Origin of the sequence: Streptomyces sp. ISL-11, from assembly GCF_018614525.1 — a bacterium.
In the GTDB taxonomy this organism is placed as follows: domain Bacteria; phylum Actinomycetota; class Actinomycetes; order Streptomycetales; family Streptomycetaceae; genus Streptomyces.
In genome coordinates, this window is sequence record NZ_JAGGOL010000077.1 from 63778 (window position 1) to 79856 (window position 16079).

The 16079-nt window shown below is 72.8% G+C and carries 17 protein-coding genes; 9 read left to right on the forward strand and 8 right to left on the reverse strand.

Going from position 1 to position 16079, the window contains the following annotated elements; translation table 11 throughout:
• Positions 1-164 precede the first annotated feature (164 nt).
• Both J7E86_RS17300 and J7E86_RS17305 read left to right on the forward strand, forming a co-directional pair.
• Positions 165-746: an ATP-binding protein gene (locus J7E86_RS17300; RefSeq protein ID WP_308312623.1), complete on the forward strand. Its 582-nt coding sequence runs from the start codon at positions 165-167 to the stop codon at positions 744-746.
• A 3-nt stretch (positions 747-749) separates the two neighbouring features.
• Positions 750-2117 (forward strand): SpoIIE family protein phosphatase, encoded by a 1368-nt coding sequence (locus J7E86_RS17305; protein ID WP_308312624.1) that lies wholly within the window; start codon positions 750-752, stop codon positions 2115-2117.
• Between the two features lie 206 nt (positions 2118-2323).
• Here J7E86_RS17305 and J7E86_RS17310 read toward each other — a convergent pair whose 3' ends face one another.
• A complete protein-coding gene (locus J7E86_RS17310; RefSeq protein WP_215082618.1) occupies positions 2324-3595 on the reverse strand; it encodes an MFS transporter in 1272 nt (423 codons plus the stop codon).
• 274 nt (positions 3596-3869) lie between these two features.
• On the opposite strand from J7E86_RS17310, the gene J7E86_RS17315 reads away from it, so the two are divergent.
• Together J7E86_RS17315 and J7E86_RS17320 are read left to right on the forward strand one after the other, a co-directional pair.
• Positions 3870-5114, forward strand: coding sequence for an ATP-grasp domain-containing protein (locus J7E86_RS17315; RefSeq protein ID WP_215082589.1), 1245 nt, complete (start codon positions 3870-3872; stop codon positions 5112-5114).
• Positions 5115-5148: 34 nt separating this feature from the next.
• Positions 5149-5928 (forward strand): trans-aconitate 2-methyltransferase, encoded by a 780-nt coding sequence (locus J7E86_RS17320; RefSeq protein ID WP_215082590.1) that lies wholly within the window; start codon positions 5149-5151, stop codon positions 5926-5928.
• 92 nt (positions 5929-6020) lie between these two features.
• Here the strand turns inward: J7E86_RS17320 and J7E86_RS17325 are convergent, their stop codons facing one another.
• The 5 genes from J7E86_RS17325 to J7E86_RS17345 all read right to left on the reverse strand — a co-directional run bounded on the left by J7E86_RS17325 (position 6021) and on the right by J7E86_RS17345 (position 10103).
• Complete coding sequence (locus J7E86_RS17325) at positions 6021-6821, reverse strand: DUF3050 domain-containing protein (protein WP_215082591.1); 801 nt, start codon at positions 6819-6821, stop codon at positions 6021-6023.
• 69 nt (positions 6822-6890) lie between these two features.
• Positions 6891-7457: a cupin domain-containing protein gene (locus J7E86_RS17330; protein ID WP_308312625.1), complete on the reverse strand. Its 567-nt coding sequence runs from the start codon at positions 7455-7457 to the stop codon at positions 6891-6893.
• Positions 7454-7714: a 4Fe-4S binding protein gene (locus J7E86_RS17335; RefSeq protein WP_215082592.1), complete on the reverse strand. Its 261-nt coding sequence runs from the start codon at positions 7712-7714 to the stop codon at positions 7454-7456. The genes J7E86_RS17330 and J7E86_RS17335 overlap by 4 nt, the downstream gene beginning before the upstream one ends.
• 64 nt (positions 7715-7778) lie before the next feature.
• Positions 7779-8111 (reverse strand): Rieske 2Fe-2S domain-containing protein, encoded by a 333-nt coding sequence (locus J7E86_RS17340; protein ID WP_215082593.1) that lies wholly within the window; start codon positions 8109-8111, stop codon positions 7779-7781.
• Between the two features lie 12 nt (positions 8112-8123).
• Positions 8124-10103 (reverse strand): hypothetical protein, encoded by a 1980-nt coding sequence (locus tag J7E86_RS17345; RefSeq protein WP_215082594.1) that lies wholly within the window; start codon positions 10101-10103, stop codon positions 8124-8126.
• 401 nt (positions 10104-10504) lie between these two features.
• Between J7E86_RS17345 and J7E86_RS17350 the strand changes: the two genes are divergently transcribed.
• Together J7E86_RS17350 and J7E86_RS17355 are read left to right on the forward strand one after the other, a co-directional pair.
• On the forward strand, positions 10505-11749 hold the full coding sequence (locus tag J7E86_RS17350; RefSeq protein WP_215082595.1) for an ATP-grasp domain-containing protein: 1245 nt from the start codon (positions 10505-10507) through the stop codon (positions 11747-11749).
• 86 nt (positions 11750-11835) lie between these two features.
• Positions 11836-12738 (forward strand): polysaccharide deacetylase family protein, encoded by a 903-nt coding sequence (locus J7E86_RS17355; protein WP_215082596.1) that lies wholly within the window; start codon positions 11836-11838, stop codon positions 12736-12738.
• Between the two features lie 12 nt (positions 12739-12750).
• On the opposite strand, the gene J7E86_RS17360 is transcribed toward J7E86_RS17355, so the two are convergent.
• Positions 12751-13377: a YigZ family protein gene (locus tag J7E86_RS17360; protein ID WP_215082597.1), complete on the reverse strand. Its 627-nt coding sequence runs from the start codon at positions 13375-13377 to the stop codon at positions 12751-12753.
• Positions 13378-13436: 59 nt separating this feature from the next.
• On the opposite strand from J7E86_RS17360, the gene J7E86_RS17365 reads away from it, so the two are divergent.
• Both J7E86_RS17365 and J7E86_RS17370 read left to right on the forward strand, forming a co-directional pair.
• Complete coding sequence (locus J7E86_RS17365) at positions 13437-13844, forward strand: CoA-binding protein (RefSeq protein WP_215082598.1); 408 nt, start codon at positions 13437-13439, stop codon at positions 13842-13844.
• 43 nt (positions 13845-13887) lie between these two features.
• Positions 13888-14382, forward strand: a complete 495-nt coding sequence (locus J7E86_RS17370) for a GNAT family N-acetyltransferase (RefSeq protein ID WP_215082599.1) — start codon at positions 13888-13890, stop codon at positions 14380-14382.
• Between the two features lie 23 nt (positions 14383-14405).
• Here the strand turns inward: J7E86_RS17370 and J7E86_RS17375 are convergent, their stop codons facing one another.
• Positions 14406-14978: an XRE family transcriptional regulator gene (locus J7E86_RS17375; protein WP_215082600.1), complete on the reverse strand. Its 573-nt coding sequence runs from the start codon at positions 14976-14978 to the stop codon at positions 14406-14408.
• Between the two features lie 96 nt (positions 14979-15074).
• On the opposite strand from J7E86_RS17375, the gene J7E86_RS17380 reads away from it, so the two are divergent.
• Positions 15075-15944, forward strand: coding sequence for an EamA family transporter (locus J7E86_RS17380; protein WP_215082601.1), 870 nt, complete (start codon positions 15075-15077; stop codon positions 15942-15944).
• Positions 15945-16079: the final 135 nt, after the last annotated feature.

Sequence of the window (16079 nt, forward strand, 5' to 3'; positions counted from 1 at the left end):
ACGCCCGCGGGCCGAGGGGCCGACCGGCATTCCGTCCCCTGCCCGGCCGTACACCGACCCCCCGATGCGGAACAGCCGGGAATCCCCTCCCCTCCACAGCTACCAGCCCTCACCCCACCGCGCCACTGGGCCCGGCGCGGGGAGGCCGGCAGGAAGGAGCACGCGTGCACCAGCGACCGCCGGACCCGGACGCAGGCCGGCACCCGGGGGCCGGGCCGCGCCCCGGCCCGCTGGAGCTCGTGGTCCTGGTAGGACTCCAGGCGTCGGGGAAGTCGACCTTCCGCGCCCGCGCCTTCACCGGGACGCACGCCGTGGTCAGCAAGGACCTCTTCCGGCGGGCCCGGCACCGGCAGCGACGGCAGATGCGGCTGGTCGAGGAGGCCCTGGGCGAGGGGGTCCCGGTGGTGGTGGACAACACCAATCCGTCGCCGCTGGAGTGGGCGCCGCTCATCGCGGCGGGCCGCGCGCACGGGGCGCGGGTGCTGGCGTACTGGTTCCCGCCGGACGTCGCCGGCGCCCTCGAACGGAACGCGGCGCGGGAAGGCCACGAACGGGTGCCGGACGTCGGCGTGTACGCCACGCTCAAGCGGCTGCGCCGGCCGCGCCGGGCGGACGGATTCGACCTCGTGCACGAAGTGACGTTCGACGGACACGGCGGTTTCCTGGTCCGTCCGCTCGACGACGACGAGGAATCCGCGAGAGACGTCGATCCACCACGCTCCGGCCACGGAGTCACTAGTCTCTGATCAGTGGCGACAAGCGAAGCAGACGACGCGCGGCCGGTTCACGGCATCCTCGGCCGGCCCGGGCACGAGCCCGCCGGATTCGCCCGTGCGCAGGAGCGGATGCGCGGATTACTGGGGTCCATAGTGGCGATCAGCGGGGAGTTGGAGCTCCCCGTGGTCCTGCGCCGGATCGTGACCACGGCGATGGAGCTGGTCGGCGCCCGCTACGGCGCTCTGGGCGTGCTCGACGAAGAGGGCACGGAGCTGGCCGAGTTCATACCCGTCGGCCTGTGCGAGAAGGAGACGGAGCGGCTGCGGGACGTCGCGCTGCCGCACGGGCGGGGGCTTCTGGGGCTGCTCATCAGCGACCCCCGGCCGCTGCGCGTCGAGGCCATCGACCGGCACCCCAAGGCCGCGCGGTTCCCGCCCGGCCACCCGCCGATGCGCTCCCTGCTGGGGGTCGCCATCACCGTGCGCGGCAGGGTCTACGGCAATCTGTACCTCACCGACCGGCGGGACGGCGAGTCCTTCGACGCCGACGACGAGTCGGTGGTGATCGCGCTGGCCGGGGCGGCGGGCGTCGCCATCGACAACGCCCGGCTCTACGGCCAGGTGCGCGCCGGGGCCGAGCAGTTCCAGCGGCTGCTGCTGCCGAGCCTGCCCGACGTCGCGCCCTTCGAGTCGTGGGCGATGTACCAGCCGGCGGCGGACCCCGCGCTGCTGGGCGGCGACTGGTACGACGCGCTGGTGCTGCCCGGCGGGGTCCGAGTGCTGATCGTCGGCGACGTCGTCGGCCACGATGTGCGGGCCGCCGCCGCGATGGCGCAGATCCGCAACATGCTGCGCGCCCTGGCCTACGACTCCGGCGCGCTGCCGAGCGACCTGCTGAGCCGCCTGGACCGCACCCTGGAGGCGGTCACGGAACCGACGATGGCGACCGTGTGCGTGGTGCGGATCGCACCGCGCGAGGGCGGCTGGTCCCTGCTGTGGAGCAGCGCCGGCCACCCGCCGCCCGTGGTGGTGACCGCCGACGGCCGGCAGTGCCCGCTCGACGCCGAGCCGGACGTGCCGATCGGGGTCGACGCGGGCCTGGCCCGGCGCGACCACGCGTGTCCGCTGCCGCCGGGTGCCACGGTGCTGATGTTCACGGACGGCCTGGTCGAGCATCCGGGCCATGGCCTGGACGAGGGCTTGGGTGCGGTCGCGGATGTCGCGGTCGCCCATGCCGGGCGGTCGTTGGAGGCGCTGGGCAAGGCGGTCGCCGAGGCCCGGCCCAGTGACGGCCACGACGACATGGCCATCCTGGCCCTGCGCGCGCCGGCCGGGTGCCACGGTGGCCGTCGCGGCAGCGAGGCTTTCGCGTCGGCGGACGACGCGCCGACGCGGGCGTAGGCCCACACGCCGCTGACCCCCGGCGTGATCGTGATCGCCACCGCACACCGGAGCACCGTCCGGGTCGGGTGGCGTCTCCAACGCCTCGCACCCACACCACCTCCGGCAGCCCTTCACGATCGGCATGCGGCGGCAGACCGCGTAACTTCCCCCGCCCAGAGCGGCAGTTGCGGCTCATCGCTCCGGCGTCACACGCTGATGCGCACTCAGGCCGCTTCGGCCACGGCCGCCTCGCGTTCGCGCATCCGGACGGCGTGTTCGTCGGTCCGCCGGTCGTAGGACAGCAGTTTCGGCAGGGCGAGTGCCAGCAGGCCCACCGAGGCGAGGCAGGCCAGGCCGCCCGCCCAGACGGAGGCGCGGACTCCGGTGAGCGCGGCCATGGCGCCCACGCGGACCTGGCCGAGTTGAGGGCCGACGGAGTAGGAGAGCAGTTCGATGCCCGCGAGACGGCCGCGCAGTTCGTCGGGGATGGTCTGGTCCCACAGGGTCGAACGGAACAGGCCGCTCACCATGTCGCAGCCGCCGGCGACGGCCAGGAACAGCAGCACGAGCCAGACGTCGGTCATCCAGCCCGCCATGGTCATCGCCGCGCCCCAGCCGGCCGCCGCGCCCACGACCATCCGGCCGTGGTGGTGGACGCGCGGTGCCCAGCCGGCGGTCACGCTCACCAGCAGGGAACCGACCGCGCCCGCCGCGTACATCAGGCCCAGCGACCAGGGCGCGCCGAGGTCGTCGGCGAGGAAGGGGAAGATCGCGGTGGGGAAGGCGAAGAACATCGCCGCGAGGTCGATCACGTACGTACCCAGCAGTTCCTTGCGACTCCACGCGTAGCGCGCGCCCTCCAGGACCCCGCTCAGGGAGGGCCGTTGGGCGCCGGGGGACGGGGGCGAGGGGCGCAGTCCCAGGGTGAGGGCGAGGGAGGCGGCGTAGGAGGCGGTGTCGAGGAGGTAGGCGCACCGCACACCGGCGAAGGTGATGAGCACGCCGGCCAGGGAGGGGCCGGCGATGGCGCCGACCTGCCAGCGCATGTGGTTCAAGGTGGTGGCGGCGGGCAGCTGTTCGTGCGGAACGATGCGCGGCACCATGGCCTGCAGGGCCGGGCGCTGGAGTCCGGTCAGGGCGCTGACCAGCGCGGCGACCACGTACAGGGGCCACGTCGGCGGGTGCGGCAGCGCGGCGTTGAGGAACAGCACGCCGGTCAGGACACCGAGGCCGCCCTCGGTCCACAGGATGAGGGTGCGGCGGTCGAGGGCATCGGCGAGCGCGCCGCCGTAGAGCCCGCAGATGATCAGCGGTACGAGCTCGGCGGCGCCGACCGCACCGACGGCGAAGGTGGAGCCGGTCAGTTCCTTGAGCTGGAGCGGCACGGCGACGAAGGTCAGGAAGCTGCCGAAGACCGTCACCAGCCCCGCCAGCCACAGGAGACGGAAGTCGCGGGAGGAGTGCCAGGGGGCGAGGTCGGGCAGGAGCGCGCGCATGCGGCGGGGGTCGAGGGGGCTGAACGCGAGGCGGCCGGCCTCGGCATCGGGTCGGTCAGACATGGCGGTTGCGGGTGTCGGTTGCGGGGGTCACGGAGCACCATGCTCGGCGGACTGAAGATCCACAGCAATCGATATGTCCAAATACGCGCCATTTGGACTAGTTTAGCTTTGGCGGATGCCGGACCACCGCGGCCCTCCCGGAGGGAGAACGGCTGGGCCATACTCGGTGGGTGCCCGGTCCGGAAGCGCGTGCGGAGGGAGTTGGGGCGGCGTGTCGAACGGAACGCTCCTCGTCATGGGCAACACCGCGGCGACACCCTGGGCCCGGGACCAGCTACGGCGCCTGAGCGAACAGACCCGGCGGCGCGGGGTGCGCCTGCTGGGCGCCGACACCGCCGACAACCTCCGCAGGGCGACGGCGCGTGACCTGGCCCTCGTCGACGACGCGCTGGTGCTCGACGTCCACGACGGCGAGGCATGCCGGGCGTGGGCCGCGGCCACCCGGCCGCCCGTCGACGCGGTCGTCACCATCCGCGAGCTCGCCGTCCACTCCACCGCGCTGATCGCCGCCGAGCTCAAGCTCGCCGGCAACGACCCGGAGGCGGTCCTGCGGATCCGCAACAAGGACCTGTGCCGGCAGCGGCTGCGCGAGGCGGGGTTCCCCCAGCCGCTCACCGCCCTGTGCCGCGACGCCGGTGAGGCCGGGCGCTTCATGCGGGGGACCGGGCCGGGCCCGTGGATCGTCAAGCCGCGCGACGGTCTGGCCGGCATCGGCGTCTCCCTGGTCGACGGACCCGGTCAACTCCCGGCAGCGCTGGAGGCGTTCGCCTCTCCCCCGCCGGCCCTGGGCCCGCTTCCCCCGTCCCCGTACTTCCTGATCGAGACCTTCGTCGACGGCGAGGAGTACTCCGCCGAGGGCGTCATGACCGGCGGCGTGCCGCACGTCCTGGCCCTGACCCGCAAGGGCACGGGGCCGGGGTTCGTCGAGACCAGCCAGCGGGTCCCGGCCGGTCTGGGGGAACCGCTCGCCGACGAGGCCCGCACCGCGGTCGCCCGGGCGCTGACCACCGTCGGCGTCACCCACGGCATCTTCCACGTCGAGTTCTGGTTGACGGCCTCCGGCATCGTCCTGGGCGAACTCCACGACCGCGGCGGCGGCGACTACATCCACGCCCTGGTCGAACACACCCGGCCCGGACTGGAGTTCTACGGCACCCTCGTCGACGACCTCCTCGGCCGTGTGCCCCCGCCGGTGCCCGCCGCCACCGGCAGCGCCCGCGCCGAGTTCCTCCTCGCCCCGCCCGGCCGGCTGCGCGCCGTCCGCGGCTGGCCGGAGCTCGTCCGCCACCCCGCCGTCGTCGCCGCGCACCTCCAGGTCGCCCCCGGCGACGTCATCGGGCGGGCGAGGGACTCCTACAGCCGCTCGGGGGTCCTCGTCGTCGGCGCCGACACTCCCGACGGCGCCGACGCGCTGGCCACCGCCCTGGCATCACGGATCATCTTCGACACCGACTGACGAGGACGGCACCCCGGCCAGGCGAAGGAACCCCATGGACCCCATGCTGAGCAACCTGCTGTACGACCAGCCCGAGCTGTACGAGGAGATCTACCCCAGCTCCGAGACGGACATCCCCGGGATGTGCCGGCGGCTCTTCGCCGAGCACGGCGCGGCGGCCGGCGGTGCGACGACACTGCTCGACATCGGCTGCGGCACCGGCCGCCACGTGGAGTACTTCACCGGGGCCGGCTACGACTGCGTCGGCGTCGACTACCAGGACGCCATGGTCTCCTTCGCCCGCGACAGGCGGCCGGGCCTCGACTTCCGCGTCGGCGACATGCGCGCCTTCCGCCTGGGCCGCGCCTTCGCCGCGATCACCTGCCTGGGCTGGGCGCTCTCCAACATCCACGGAAACGACGACCTGCACGCGGTGATGGAGACGTACGCGGCGCACTCCGCGCCCGGCACCCTGCTGTTCCTGCACGTGCCCAACGCCATCGCCACCCCCGACGGCCGGGACCTCCAGCGGCGCTTCACCATCGACACCCCCGCCTTCACGGCCACCGCCGAGGCCGCCTACCGCCTCGACCGCCGCAACCAGCTCCTGGTCCGCACCCGCGACTGGCACATCGACGGCCGGCCGCCACTGCGCGACCACGTCCGCTTCCGCCTGCTGTTCCCCAAGGAGCTGGAGGCGTACCTGACGGGGCACGGGTTCGATGTCCTGGGCATGTACGACAACACCGCCGCCGCCGAGAGCGAGCTGACCGGGGAGGCGCTGTACGTCCTGGCACGCTTCGGCGGAGCGGCCGCGGCGGCCGCTCCGCGGTGACGGCGCCGGCTATCCAGGTTGACGGTGGCGACCTCCACGAACAGGGGTGGGGCCTGCCTCGGCCGGCGGCCGGGCACGCCCCACCCGGCGGGTCAGGCGGAAGAGGCGGTGACGGCTTCCAGGACGGCCGTCCACAGGGCGGCGCGGGCACGGAGGGCCGATTCGACGACGGACGCGCACTGCCGCCACTTGCCGGTGTCGTCACCGCACAGGTCGACGAGCAGATGCATGGCCATGGGCGTGTGTTCGTCGGCGTCGACCTCGATGTGGCGGGCGAGGTAGTCCTTGAAACGGGTCAGCGTGCCGTGCGGGTCCTCGATGCGGACGACCTGCGCGAACATGTCCGGGATCAGGTCCTCGCGGCCGAAGGCGAAGACGGCGGCCTGGCAGTGCACGGGCTCCGACTCCAGCACGGTCCAGGTGGCGGTGAGGAAGTCGGCGGAGGGCCGGGGCACGTGCGCGACTTCCAGCGCCTTGGTGACCGGAACGCCCTCGCGCAGCGCCCGGACGAAGGTGTCGACGGGGCCGGTGTCCGCGCCCGCGTCGGCCATGGCGGCGCGGTAGAGCTCGAAGTGGCTGAGGTAGCCGTCGTCGAGCTCGTCGCTCTCCTCCACCAGGACGATCTCGTTGATCAGCCGCCGGCCGGCTCCCGTGCCCTCGGGCACCCAGGGCACCCGTACGCACGTGAGCCGCCGCTGCAGGCTGGTGAGCAGGGACATGAAGTCCCAGACGGCGAAGACGTGGTGTTCCATGAAGATCCGGGCGGCGCCGGGGGTGGTGATGCCGCGGTACACGGGGTGTCCGACGACGTCGTCGCGGACGGGTCCGATCCGTTCCTTGAGGGCGGTCAGGCCCGGGTGGGTGACATGGGCGTGGTAGCGGGACGGTGCCATGGGCTGCTCCCGGTGTCGGTACGCGGCCGCGTCGTCGCGGTGGCGCGGGCGGCTCGGGGTGCCGCGGGGTCAGTGCCGCGCCCCGTCGACGTCCGCGCACGCCTCGCACGGGCAGTGCGCGCACCCGACGTCGTGCAGGTAGTCGGGCGGCTGCGACTTGGAGTCGCAGATGAGGCAGTGCAGGCTGCCGATCTCGCTCAGCACCTCCTCGTAGGCCACGACCTCCATGCGCCGGTCGGAGGAGACGGGCATGTGCGGCGCGCCGACGGCGAGGATCACATGGTCGGTGATGGCGCCGACGGCGTGCGAGACGGACCCCTCGACGAGGTAGATCTCGCCGGCCTCCGTGCCGTGGACCCGGCCGTTGTAGGTGATCGTGCCGAGGCCGCCGAGCACGATGAGGACGTGGTGGCCGGGGTGGGTGTGCGGGGGGAATCCGGCGCCGGCGGGGAGGCGGATGATGTCGGCGCCGATGGTGCCGTTGCCGACCAGGCCGCGGCCGCTGGCGGCGGCGCCGTGCATGTCCACGGGCCTTCTGCCGTGCGGGATGTCGAGCGAGGTGGTCCTCGCGCCGATGGTGGCCGCCGCCCACCGGACGATCGAGAGCTCGTCCTGCGGCGCGTGTTCCGGTTTCACGACGCCTCGTCCTTCCCGCCGGTGAAGTACGCGGCGTTGACGTCCGTGAAGTGCTCCCACTCCGGGGGGAGTTCCTCCTCGCGGTAGATCGCGTCGACCGGGCAGACCGTGGCGCAGAGGTCGCAGTCGACGCACCGGGCGGGGTCGATGAACAGCTGCCGGTCCTCGGCCTCGCCCTCGATGCAGTCGACGGGACAGACGTCGACGCAGGCGCCGTCCTTGATGTCCACGCATGGCTGCGTTATCACGTAGGTCACGTGCGGTCCTCTCCTCGTGAGTCGCTCATGGGGGGTGCCGCCCGGCCGCGCGGCCGCCGGCCGTTCACCCGGCCGTGCCCGGCCCGTCCTCGACGACGGCCAGATCGGCGCACTGCGGCCCGCGCAGCCGGCTGCCGGTGCGCAGGTCGAAGGTCGCGCCGTGCCAGGGGCACTCCAGGAACGTGCCGTTGACGGTCCCCTGGGCCAGGGGGGCGCCGCGGTGCGGGCACCGGGCCGGCACCTTCACGGCGCGATCGCCCCACCGCACCACCAGGGCGGCTTCGCCCGGCAGTTCCTCGATGCTGCCGCCGGTCGCCGTCGCGCCGGTCGCCGACGTGCTGTCCGGCCGGCCGCGGGCCGTTCCGCCGCGGACCGTTCGGGAATTCTTGTCGCTCATGCGAAACCTCGATCAGATTTCGAGATCCTTGACCTTGTCCGTCCACTTCTCATCGAAGCCGAGGCCCCTCCGGTAGGTCGCGTCCGCGATGCCCTTGGCCCATTGCGTATAGCGGTGGCCGATGACCATGTCGCGGGGCAGGAAACGATTGTCACGGCTGTAGGCGGCACGATTGAGCCGGACGTCCGCGAGGCCGTTCCAGTCGGTTCCCCGATGGGTGATGGCGATGGGGAGCCGGCAGGCCAGCCGGATTCCGGCCGCGGTGTGACCGCCATGATTGGCGTCCTCGGCCACGGCGATGTCGGGGAGGTTGAAACCCTGCGGCGGGAACCGCATCACCGGTGCATAATTCTGCGCCTTCTTCACCGCGTTGTAGCGCATGCGCTGGGCGATGACGTTGTACATCATCACGCGGTCGGCGGTGATTCCGAAGTCCTCCGGCCGGAATCCGTCCCGGAATCCCGTGTAGCAGAACAGGTCCGTGAACTCCATGGTCCACGGCTCGTCCAGTTTCCGGCCGTGCGGCACCGTGAAAATGGCGAGGTCCACCGGCAGATCCCCGGCGTTCGCCGCCCAGTGGGCGAGTTCCTGCATGATCCGGGTCGGGGTGCCGCCGGCCGCCAGGCACAGTTCCAGGAAGCGGTCCCAGTCGGGCGCCACGCCCGTACGGCCGGGCAGCTCGACGCCGAACCGGTCGTACAGATGGGCGCGGAGCCCTTCCGGAACGGGCCGCTCGCGGCGGTAGACGGACAGGGGCAGCAGGAACTCGCGGCGCTCCCAGTTGCTGCCGTCGAAGTGCAGGCACCGCTCGTACCGCTCCTCGACGGCCCGGCGCAGCCGGCCCAGCCGCCGGGCGAGCCCCAGCACCCCGTCGGCCGCCGGGTCCGTCGGCCCGGGGCCGGCCGCGGGGTGTCCGGGCAGGCGGGCGGCGTACTCCCTGCTCTTGCGCACCAGGAAGAGGGCGAGCGCCGGGAAGGAGAGGAAGGACTGGTTCAGCTCCTGGAGGACGAAGCCGGCCTCGTGCCAGCACCACAGCAGGGTCGCCAGGAGGAGACGCGATTCCGGCCAGTGGGCGACCGGTGTCCCGCGACACGCGCCGACCAGGTGGACGACGCCGCGGTTGTCGAGGACGGTTTCATCGGGCAGGAGCCGCACCCGTTCGATGGAGGAGACCCGCCGCTCGAAGCCCGCGAGCAGGTCGTCGCGCTCCTGGTCGGGCAGGGCTTCCCAGGCCCGCCGGGCGGCGACCGGCAGCGGGCGCAGCGCGGGGGCCGGGCCGAGCCACAGCGCGCGGTCGTCCTCCGGGCGGCCCCGGGGCCGGTCGCCGGACCGCTCGGCGACAACGATGTCATGTCCGACACCGAAGTCATGTCCGCCAACGAAGTCATATCCGCCAACGATGTCATGTCCGTTCGCGCGGCCCGCGCCGAGCGCCGCCGGGACGTCCGTCACGGCGACTAGCGGGGCCCTCAGCCGGACCGCCGCGATCAGGGCACCGAGGTCGTCGCACTCCGCGTCCGTGACGACCACGGCCTCCGACGGGAGGCCGAGCGACGCCCCGGCCCCGACGAGGACCGACTTCAGGTCGCCGTCCGGCGGACCGAGCCACTCGGTCATCCTCAGCAGGGCACGGTCCACGCCGTCGTCGCGGCCCAGTGCCAGGCAGAAGAGGTACCACCAGACGAGGGACGCCCGGGCGTGGGGAACCTTGAAGTGGTACCAGAGCCTCTGGAAGCGGGAGAATTCCTCGGCCGGAATACCGTGCCGCTCCGGATCGAGCCGCTCCTTCCACGGGGCCGGGCCGGCGGTGATTTTCTCGATGACCGCGACGTCGGCCCGACCCGCGGCGACCATGCCGGCCACCACGATGAGATCGCCGTCGTCGGTCAGCATGGTCAGCCGGCGGAACAGGTCTCTCTCGACTCCGGCCAACTCGGTCTCGGCTGCCTCGGAGAATTCCGGGCGGGAGCGCGGCGAGATCGGCAGTGCCATATGGCGCCTCCAGAGCGCGACTCATCGGAGTGTCGAAGCCGGGCGTGGATTTCTTCGTGCCGGTCCGGGCCGATCCGGCGTGCCGATCATCCGGTGTGCGCGCCGGAAATGATCGGGTCGTGTGCCGCCGAATCACGGTACGTGTGCGCGGGCACCCAATGCCAGAGTCAGTGCGCGGAGTTGCCGTTGTCAATGGGCGCCGGAGTAACCCGGCGTCAATTCGCCGTCAGGAACGTCCGCGGCCGGAAATCACGGTGTGCCTTGGGGCAATATCCGGCCGGGGATCCCGCTCGACCGACACCGGCGCCCGGCTACCTCTGTGGACGGCCACCAGCCGCTACTCTTCGTTACCCGAGCGGCTGCCGGGCAGCCGAAGGACCAGAGGAAGTGAGTGCGCCGACATGGCAGATCCGACGCTCCTCGTCATGGGCCACGCCGGGATGCCGGCCTGGGGCCGGGACCAGATCCGGCGGCTGAGCGAGCAGGCACGCGCGCGGGGGGTGCGGCTGCTGGGCGCCGACACCCCCGAGAGCCTGCGGGCGTCGCCGGCGGAAGAGCTTGGTCTCGTCGACGACGTCGTCGCGCTGGACGTGCACGACGCGCGGGCCTGCCGGGCCTGGGCCGCCTCCGGGCCGCCCCGGATCGACGCGGTCCTGACGGTGCGGGAGCTGTCGGCGCATCCGACGGCCGTGCTCGCCCGGGAGCTGGGGCTCGCCGGCAACGACCCCGAGGCGGTGCTGCGGATCCGTACGAAGGACCTGTGCCGGCAGCGGCTGCGCGAGAGCGGGTTCCCGCAGCCGGGTTCGGCCGTGTGCCGGAACGCGGAGGAGGCCGAGCGCTTCATGCGGGAGACCGGTCCGGGCCCGTGGATCGTCAAGCCGCGCGACGGGCTGGCCAGCATCGGCGTGTCCCTCGTCGAACGACCCCGCGAACTGGCCGCAGCGCTGCGGAAGTTCGAGACCACCGCGCCGGCGATGAGTCCGCTGCCCCCGAGCTCGTCCTTCCTGGTCGAGACGTTCGTCGACGGTGACGAGTACTCGGCGGAGGGCATCGTCCTGGACGGGGTGCCGCAGGTCCTGGCCCTGACCCGCAAGACCGTCACCGACGGGTTCATCTCCACCAGCCAGCGGGTGCCCTCCGGCCTGGACAAGGTGACGGCCGACGAGGCCCGCGACGCCGTCGCGCGGGGGCTGACCGCCGTCGGCGTCAGCCACGGCATCTTCCACATCGAGCTGTGGGTGACCGCGGCCGGCGTCGTGCTGGGCGAGTTCCACATCCGCGGCGGCGGTGACTACATCCACGCGCTGGTCGAGCACGCCCGGCCGGGGCTGGAGATCTACGGCACGCTCGTCGACGACCTCCTCGGCCGCGCCCCCGCCCCGGTCCCCGACGCTTCCCGCGCCGCGCGCGTCGAGTTCCTGTTCGCCCCGGCCGGGCGGCTGCGCGCCGTGCACGGCTGGGAGGAGCTCACCCGCCATCCCGCCGTCATCGCCGCGCACCTCCAGGTCGCGCCCGGCGACGTCATCGGAGAGGTGAAGGACTCCTTCAACCGCTCGGCCGTCTTCGTGGCCGGCGCCGACTCCGCCGAGGACGTCGACGCCCTGGCGGCCTCCCTCTCGTCGCGGGTCACCTTCGAGACCGTCTGACCGTACGCCCGTGGCGGGACGGCTCCCCGCCACGGGTGGGTGTACAGGGCGAGCGGGCACGGCGGCCCGCTGCCAGGATCCGGAATATGCGACTCATACGCCCTGGATCCGGAACACGGCGCGGCCGCGCCGCCCGCCGGCTGCTGACCGTACTCCTCGTCCTGGCGGGCGCCGTGTCCTGCGCCAACTGGGACGTGCTGAAACCCGGGTCCGACGACGGACAGGCGCCGGCCGGGAAGGCGCGGATGGGCGAGGCACGGGTCGGTGAGGCACAGGGCAGTGAGGCACGGGCGGCCGCCGCGAGGAAGTGGGGCCTGGATCGCGTACCCCTGGTGGCACCGCCGCCGCCCAAGGACAAGCCGCGGCTGACGACACCGGAGTGGGCCGACCAGGGGGCGGGGCTCATACCCGCGTTCACCCATGTGCCGACGTCCGAGAAGATAGCCTTCCTGACCATCGACGACGGCGCCGCGAAGGACCCGCGGTTCCTGGAGATGGTGCGCGAACTCAAGGTCCCGCTCTCGGCGTTCCTCACCCACGAGTCCGCGGCCGAGGACTACGGCTACTTCCGCGACCTGCACGCGCTGGGCGTCTCCATCCACAACCACACCGTGCACCACCCGCAGATGACCACGCTCGACGCCGACGAGCAGTACAGCGAGATCTGCGTCCAGCAGAGCATCCTCCAGGAGGAGATCGGTGTCCGGCCGGACCTCTTCCGTCCGCCCTACGGCGACTTCGACGCCGACACCCTCGCCGTCGCGGAGGAGTGCGGCGCCCGTGCCGCACCGCTGTGGCACGAGGAAGCCTTCGCGGACCGGATCGACTACGGCCACGACGACCAGCGGTTCCACCCGGGCGACATCATCCTCACCCACTTCAACGGGCCCAGTGCGTGGGGCGGCACCATGACGGACATGCTGCGCCTGGTGCTGAACGAGGTGACGGAGCAGGGCTACGCGCTGGCCCGCCTGGAGGACTACGTCTGACCCGGCCGGCGCTCAGACGTCCCCGTACGCCTCGCCGCCGAGTTCGAAGCCGGCCGTGCCGGCGGTGGCGTCCGCGAGCCAGGACCGGAAGCCCTCGACATCCGCCTCGGGCAGGCCGACCTCGATGCGCACCTCGGCGCCGTAGCGCACCTCCCGCACCACCCGTCCCGTGGCCCGCAGGTCGTTCTCCAGCTTGCCGGCCCGCTGGTGGTCGACGGTGACCGTGGCCAGCCGGAAGCGCTGCCGCGTGACGGTGCCGAGGGTGTCGAGCGCCTCGCCGACGGCTCCGCCGTACGCGCGGATCAGGCCGCCGGCGCCGAGCTTGACGCCGCCGAAGTACCGGGTGACGACGGCCACGACGTACCGGACCTCGCGGCGCAGGAGCATCTGGAGCATGGGGACACCGGCGGTGCCGCCGGGTTCGCCGTCGTCGCTCGCCTTCTGCACGGACCCGTCGACGCCGAGGACGTAGGCGAAGCAGTGGTGCCGGGCGGTGGGGTGCTCCTTGCGGATACGCGCGATGAACGCCTGGGCCTCCTCCTCGGTCGCGGCGGGCGCGAGCGCGCAGAGGAAGCGCGACTTGTTGATCTCGATCTCGTGCACGCCTTCGCGCGCGACCGTCCGGTATTGGTCCTGCATCCGGCCCACCCTATGCGCAGCGCCGGGAATGCTCCCTGCCGGCCGGTCGTTGAGCGGGCATGTATGCGGAGACGGGAATCATCCGGAAGATCATCGAGCAGGCCGGCGACACCTGGGCGGTGGTCGGACTGTCGACCAATGAACGGCGGGCGGCTTTCGGCGTCGCCGAGGTGCTCCGGCGCCACGGCAAGCGGGTCGTGCCGGTCCACCCGAAGGCCGAGACGGTCCACGGGGAGAAGGGGTACGCGTCGCTGGCCGAGATCCCGTTCCCCGTCGACGTGGTGGACGTCTTCGTCAACAGCGACCTGGCCGGCGGCGTCGCGGACGAGGCGGTGGCGATCGGCGCGAAGGCGGTCTGGTTCCAGCTGGACGTCGTCGACGAGGAGGCGTACGAGCGGACGCGCGCGGCCGGGCTGGACATGGTGATGGACCGCTGCCCGGCGATCGAGCTCAAGTCGCTGGGGTAGGGGCCCGCCGGGTGCGTCATGACGGGTGCGTTAGCGTCGGTTCATGATCACGACCCGTTTCGCGCGGCCCGAGGACGCCACTGAGATCGTCCGGCTGCGGCGCCTGATGTTCGCCACGATGAGCGGGACCGATGCCCCCGGCGACTGGGAGGCCACCGCGGAGCGGATCGCCCGCGAGCAGCTGTCGGCCGCGGTGCCGCGGCTCGGGGCGTTCGTCGTCGACGGGGACTCCCCCGGGGGCGTCCCGCACCTGGCCGCGTGTGCCGTGGGCCGGGTCGAGGAGCGGCTGCCGGCGCCGGGGCACCCGACCGGGCGGTTCGGGTTCGTCTTCACCGTATGCACCGACGCGCGGTATCGGGGGCGCGGCCTCGCGCGGGCGACGACGGAGGCGCTGCTGGAGTGGTTCGCCGCGCAGGGTGTCACGCGCGTCGATCTGCACGCGACGGAGGACGCCGAGCGCCTGTACCGCGGTCTCGGCTTCGCCGAGCACTCCCTCGCGCTGTCCCTCGACGTCTCCCGGTGGACGCCGGCGGGCTGAACCACGGGCGGCCCCGCCGGGGTTCAGCCCGCCGGCGGGATGGACACCGCCATCGTCATCTCCACCGGTTCCGGACCGCTGTTGCGGTACGTGTGGGCGACGCCGCCGTCAAAGGTCGCCGAGGTGCCGGCGGGCAGGGTGAGCTCCTCGCCGTCCACGACGAGCGTGAGCTCGCCGGCCGTGACCCGGAGCATCTCCACGGTGCCGGGTGGGTGCGGGTCGGAGTCCTTGCTGTCGCCCGGCGCCAGGAGCCAGTCCCACAGCTCCAGCGGCCCCCGGCCCTCGGCCCCGACGAGCAGGGTGGTGTGGCTGCCGGCCTCCGTGGCCCACATCCGCACCGCCTGGTCCCGGGGTACGAGCCGGACCCGCGCGCCCTGGTCCTGGTCGAGCAGCGTCGTGATGCTGACGCCGAGCGCGTCGGCGAGCTTCACGGTGGTGCCGACGCTGGGATTGGTCCGGGCCTGCTCGATCTGGATGATCATGCCGCGGCTGACCCCGGAGCGGGCCGCCAGGGCATCGAGCGTGAAATTGCGTTCACCGCGCCACCGCTTGAGGTTCCGGGCGAGTGACTGGGTGAGCTGGTCGAGGTCCGTCACAGCTTCCGTCCAATATTTTTAACGACACAGTCCAATGAACTGCACTACAGTGCGCTGCACCACCTGTTGAGCACACTGTACTGCGAGGTCTCCCCCATGACAGCGGTCTTCGCCCTGACCACCAGCCTCCTGTGGGGGCTCGCCGACTTCGGCGGTGGGTTGCTGACCCGTCGCCTGCCCGCCCTGACCGTGGTCGTGGTCTCGCAGCTGCTGGCCGTCGTGGTGCTGGGCGGCGTCGTGGTGGCCACCGGCGGCTGGAGCGAGGCCGGGCCCCGGCTGTGGTTCGCGGTGGCCGCGGGCGTGGTGGGCCCGGCCGCGATGCTCGCCTTCTACCGCGCACTGGCCCTCGGCCCGATGGGCGTCGTCGCCCCGATCGGCGCACTCGGCGGCGTCGCGGTACCCCTCGGCGTCGGCCTCGCCCTCGGCGAACGACCCGGCCTCACCCAGTTCGCCGGCATCGCCGTCGCCATCGCCGGAGTCGTCCTGGCCAGCGGACCCGCCGGTGGCGGCGGCGCTCCCGTCCAGCGCCGGACGCTGGTCCTCACCCTGGGTGCGGCCTTCGGCTTCGGCACGGTGATGGCACTGATCGCGGAGGCGTCGACCACGCTGACCGGCCTGTTCCTGGCCCTGTTCGTCCAGCGCGTGTGCAACGTCGCGGTCGGCGGCGCCGCACTGTACGCCTCCGTGCGCCGCGGCACCCCGGCACTGCCCGCCGACGGCCGGAGTGCGATCATGGCCGCGCTGCCCGCACTCGCCTTCGTCGGCCTCGCGGACGTCGCCGCCAACGGCACGTACAGCATCGCCGCCCGCACCGGCCCCGTGACCGTCGCCGCGGTACTCGCCTCCCTCTACCCCGTCGTCACCGCACTCGCCGCCCGCGGCATCCTCAGCGAACGACTGCGCACGGTACAGGCCGCGGGCGCGGGCCTGGCACTGGTGGGAACGGTGCTGCTCGCGGCGGGGTGACGCGATCCGGCTGTCCGCCGACAGGGGCCGGCATGGGCGCCCGCAGCGGCGGCGCTCAGCCGGCCCTTCCCCAGCAGCGCGCGACCTTGGCCAGAGAGTGACGCGAGTCCGGTTTCGGCCGACTTCAGCCGAGTC

Bases quoted from the DNA above. Each gene is read 5' to 3' on its own strand.
- J7E86_RS17360 (WP_215082597.1), bottom strand. From the start codon at position 13,377: ATGCAGGACCAATACCGGACGGTCGCGCGCGAAGGCGTGCACGAGATC.
- J7E86_RS17345 (WP_215082594.1), bottom strand. From the start codon at position 10,103: ATGGCACTGCCGATCTCGCCGCGCTCCCGCCCGGAATTCTCCGAGGCA.
- J7E86_RS17340 (WP_215082593.1), bottom strand. From the start codon at position 8,111: ATGAGCGACAAGAATTCCCGAACGGTCCGCGGCGGAACGGCCCGCGGC.
- J7E86_RS17355 (WP_215082596.1), top strand. From the start codon at position 11,836: ATGCGACTCATACGCCCTGGATCCGGAACACGGCGCGGCCGCGCCGCC.
- J7E86_RS17365 (WP_215082598.1), top strand. From the start codon at position 13,437: ATGTATGCGGAGACGGGAATCATCCGGAAGATCATCGAGCAGGCCGGC.
- J7E86_RS17325 (WP_215082591.1), bottom strand. From the start codon at position 6,821: ATGGCACCGTCCCGCTACCACGCCCATGTCACCCACCCGGGCCTGACC.
- J7E86_RS17310 (WP_215082618.1), bottom strand. From the start codon at position 3,595: ATGCGCGCGCTCCTGCCCGACCTCGCCCCCTGGCACTCCTCCCGCGAC.
- J7E86_RS17380 (WP_215082601.1), top strand. From the start codon at position 15,075: ATGACAGCGGTCTTCGCCCTGACCACCAGCCTCCTGTGGGGGCTCGCC.
- J7E86_RS17320 (WP_215082590.1), top strand. From the start codon at position 5,149: ATGGACCCCATGCTGAGCAACCTGCTGTACGACCAGCCCGAGCTGTAC.
- J7E86_RS17350 (WP_215082595.1), top strand. From the start codon at position 10,505: ATGGCAGATCCGACGCTCCTCGTCATGGGCCACGCCGGGATGCCGGCC.
- J7E86_RS17370 (WP_215082599.1), top strand. From the start codon at position 13,888: ATGATCACGACCCGTTTCGCGCGGCCCGAGGACGCCACTGAGATCGTC.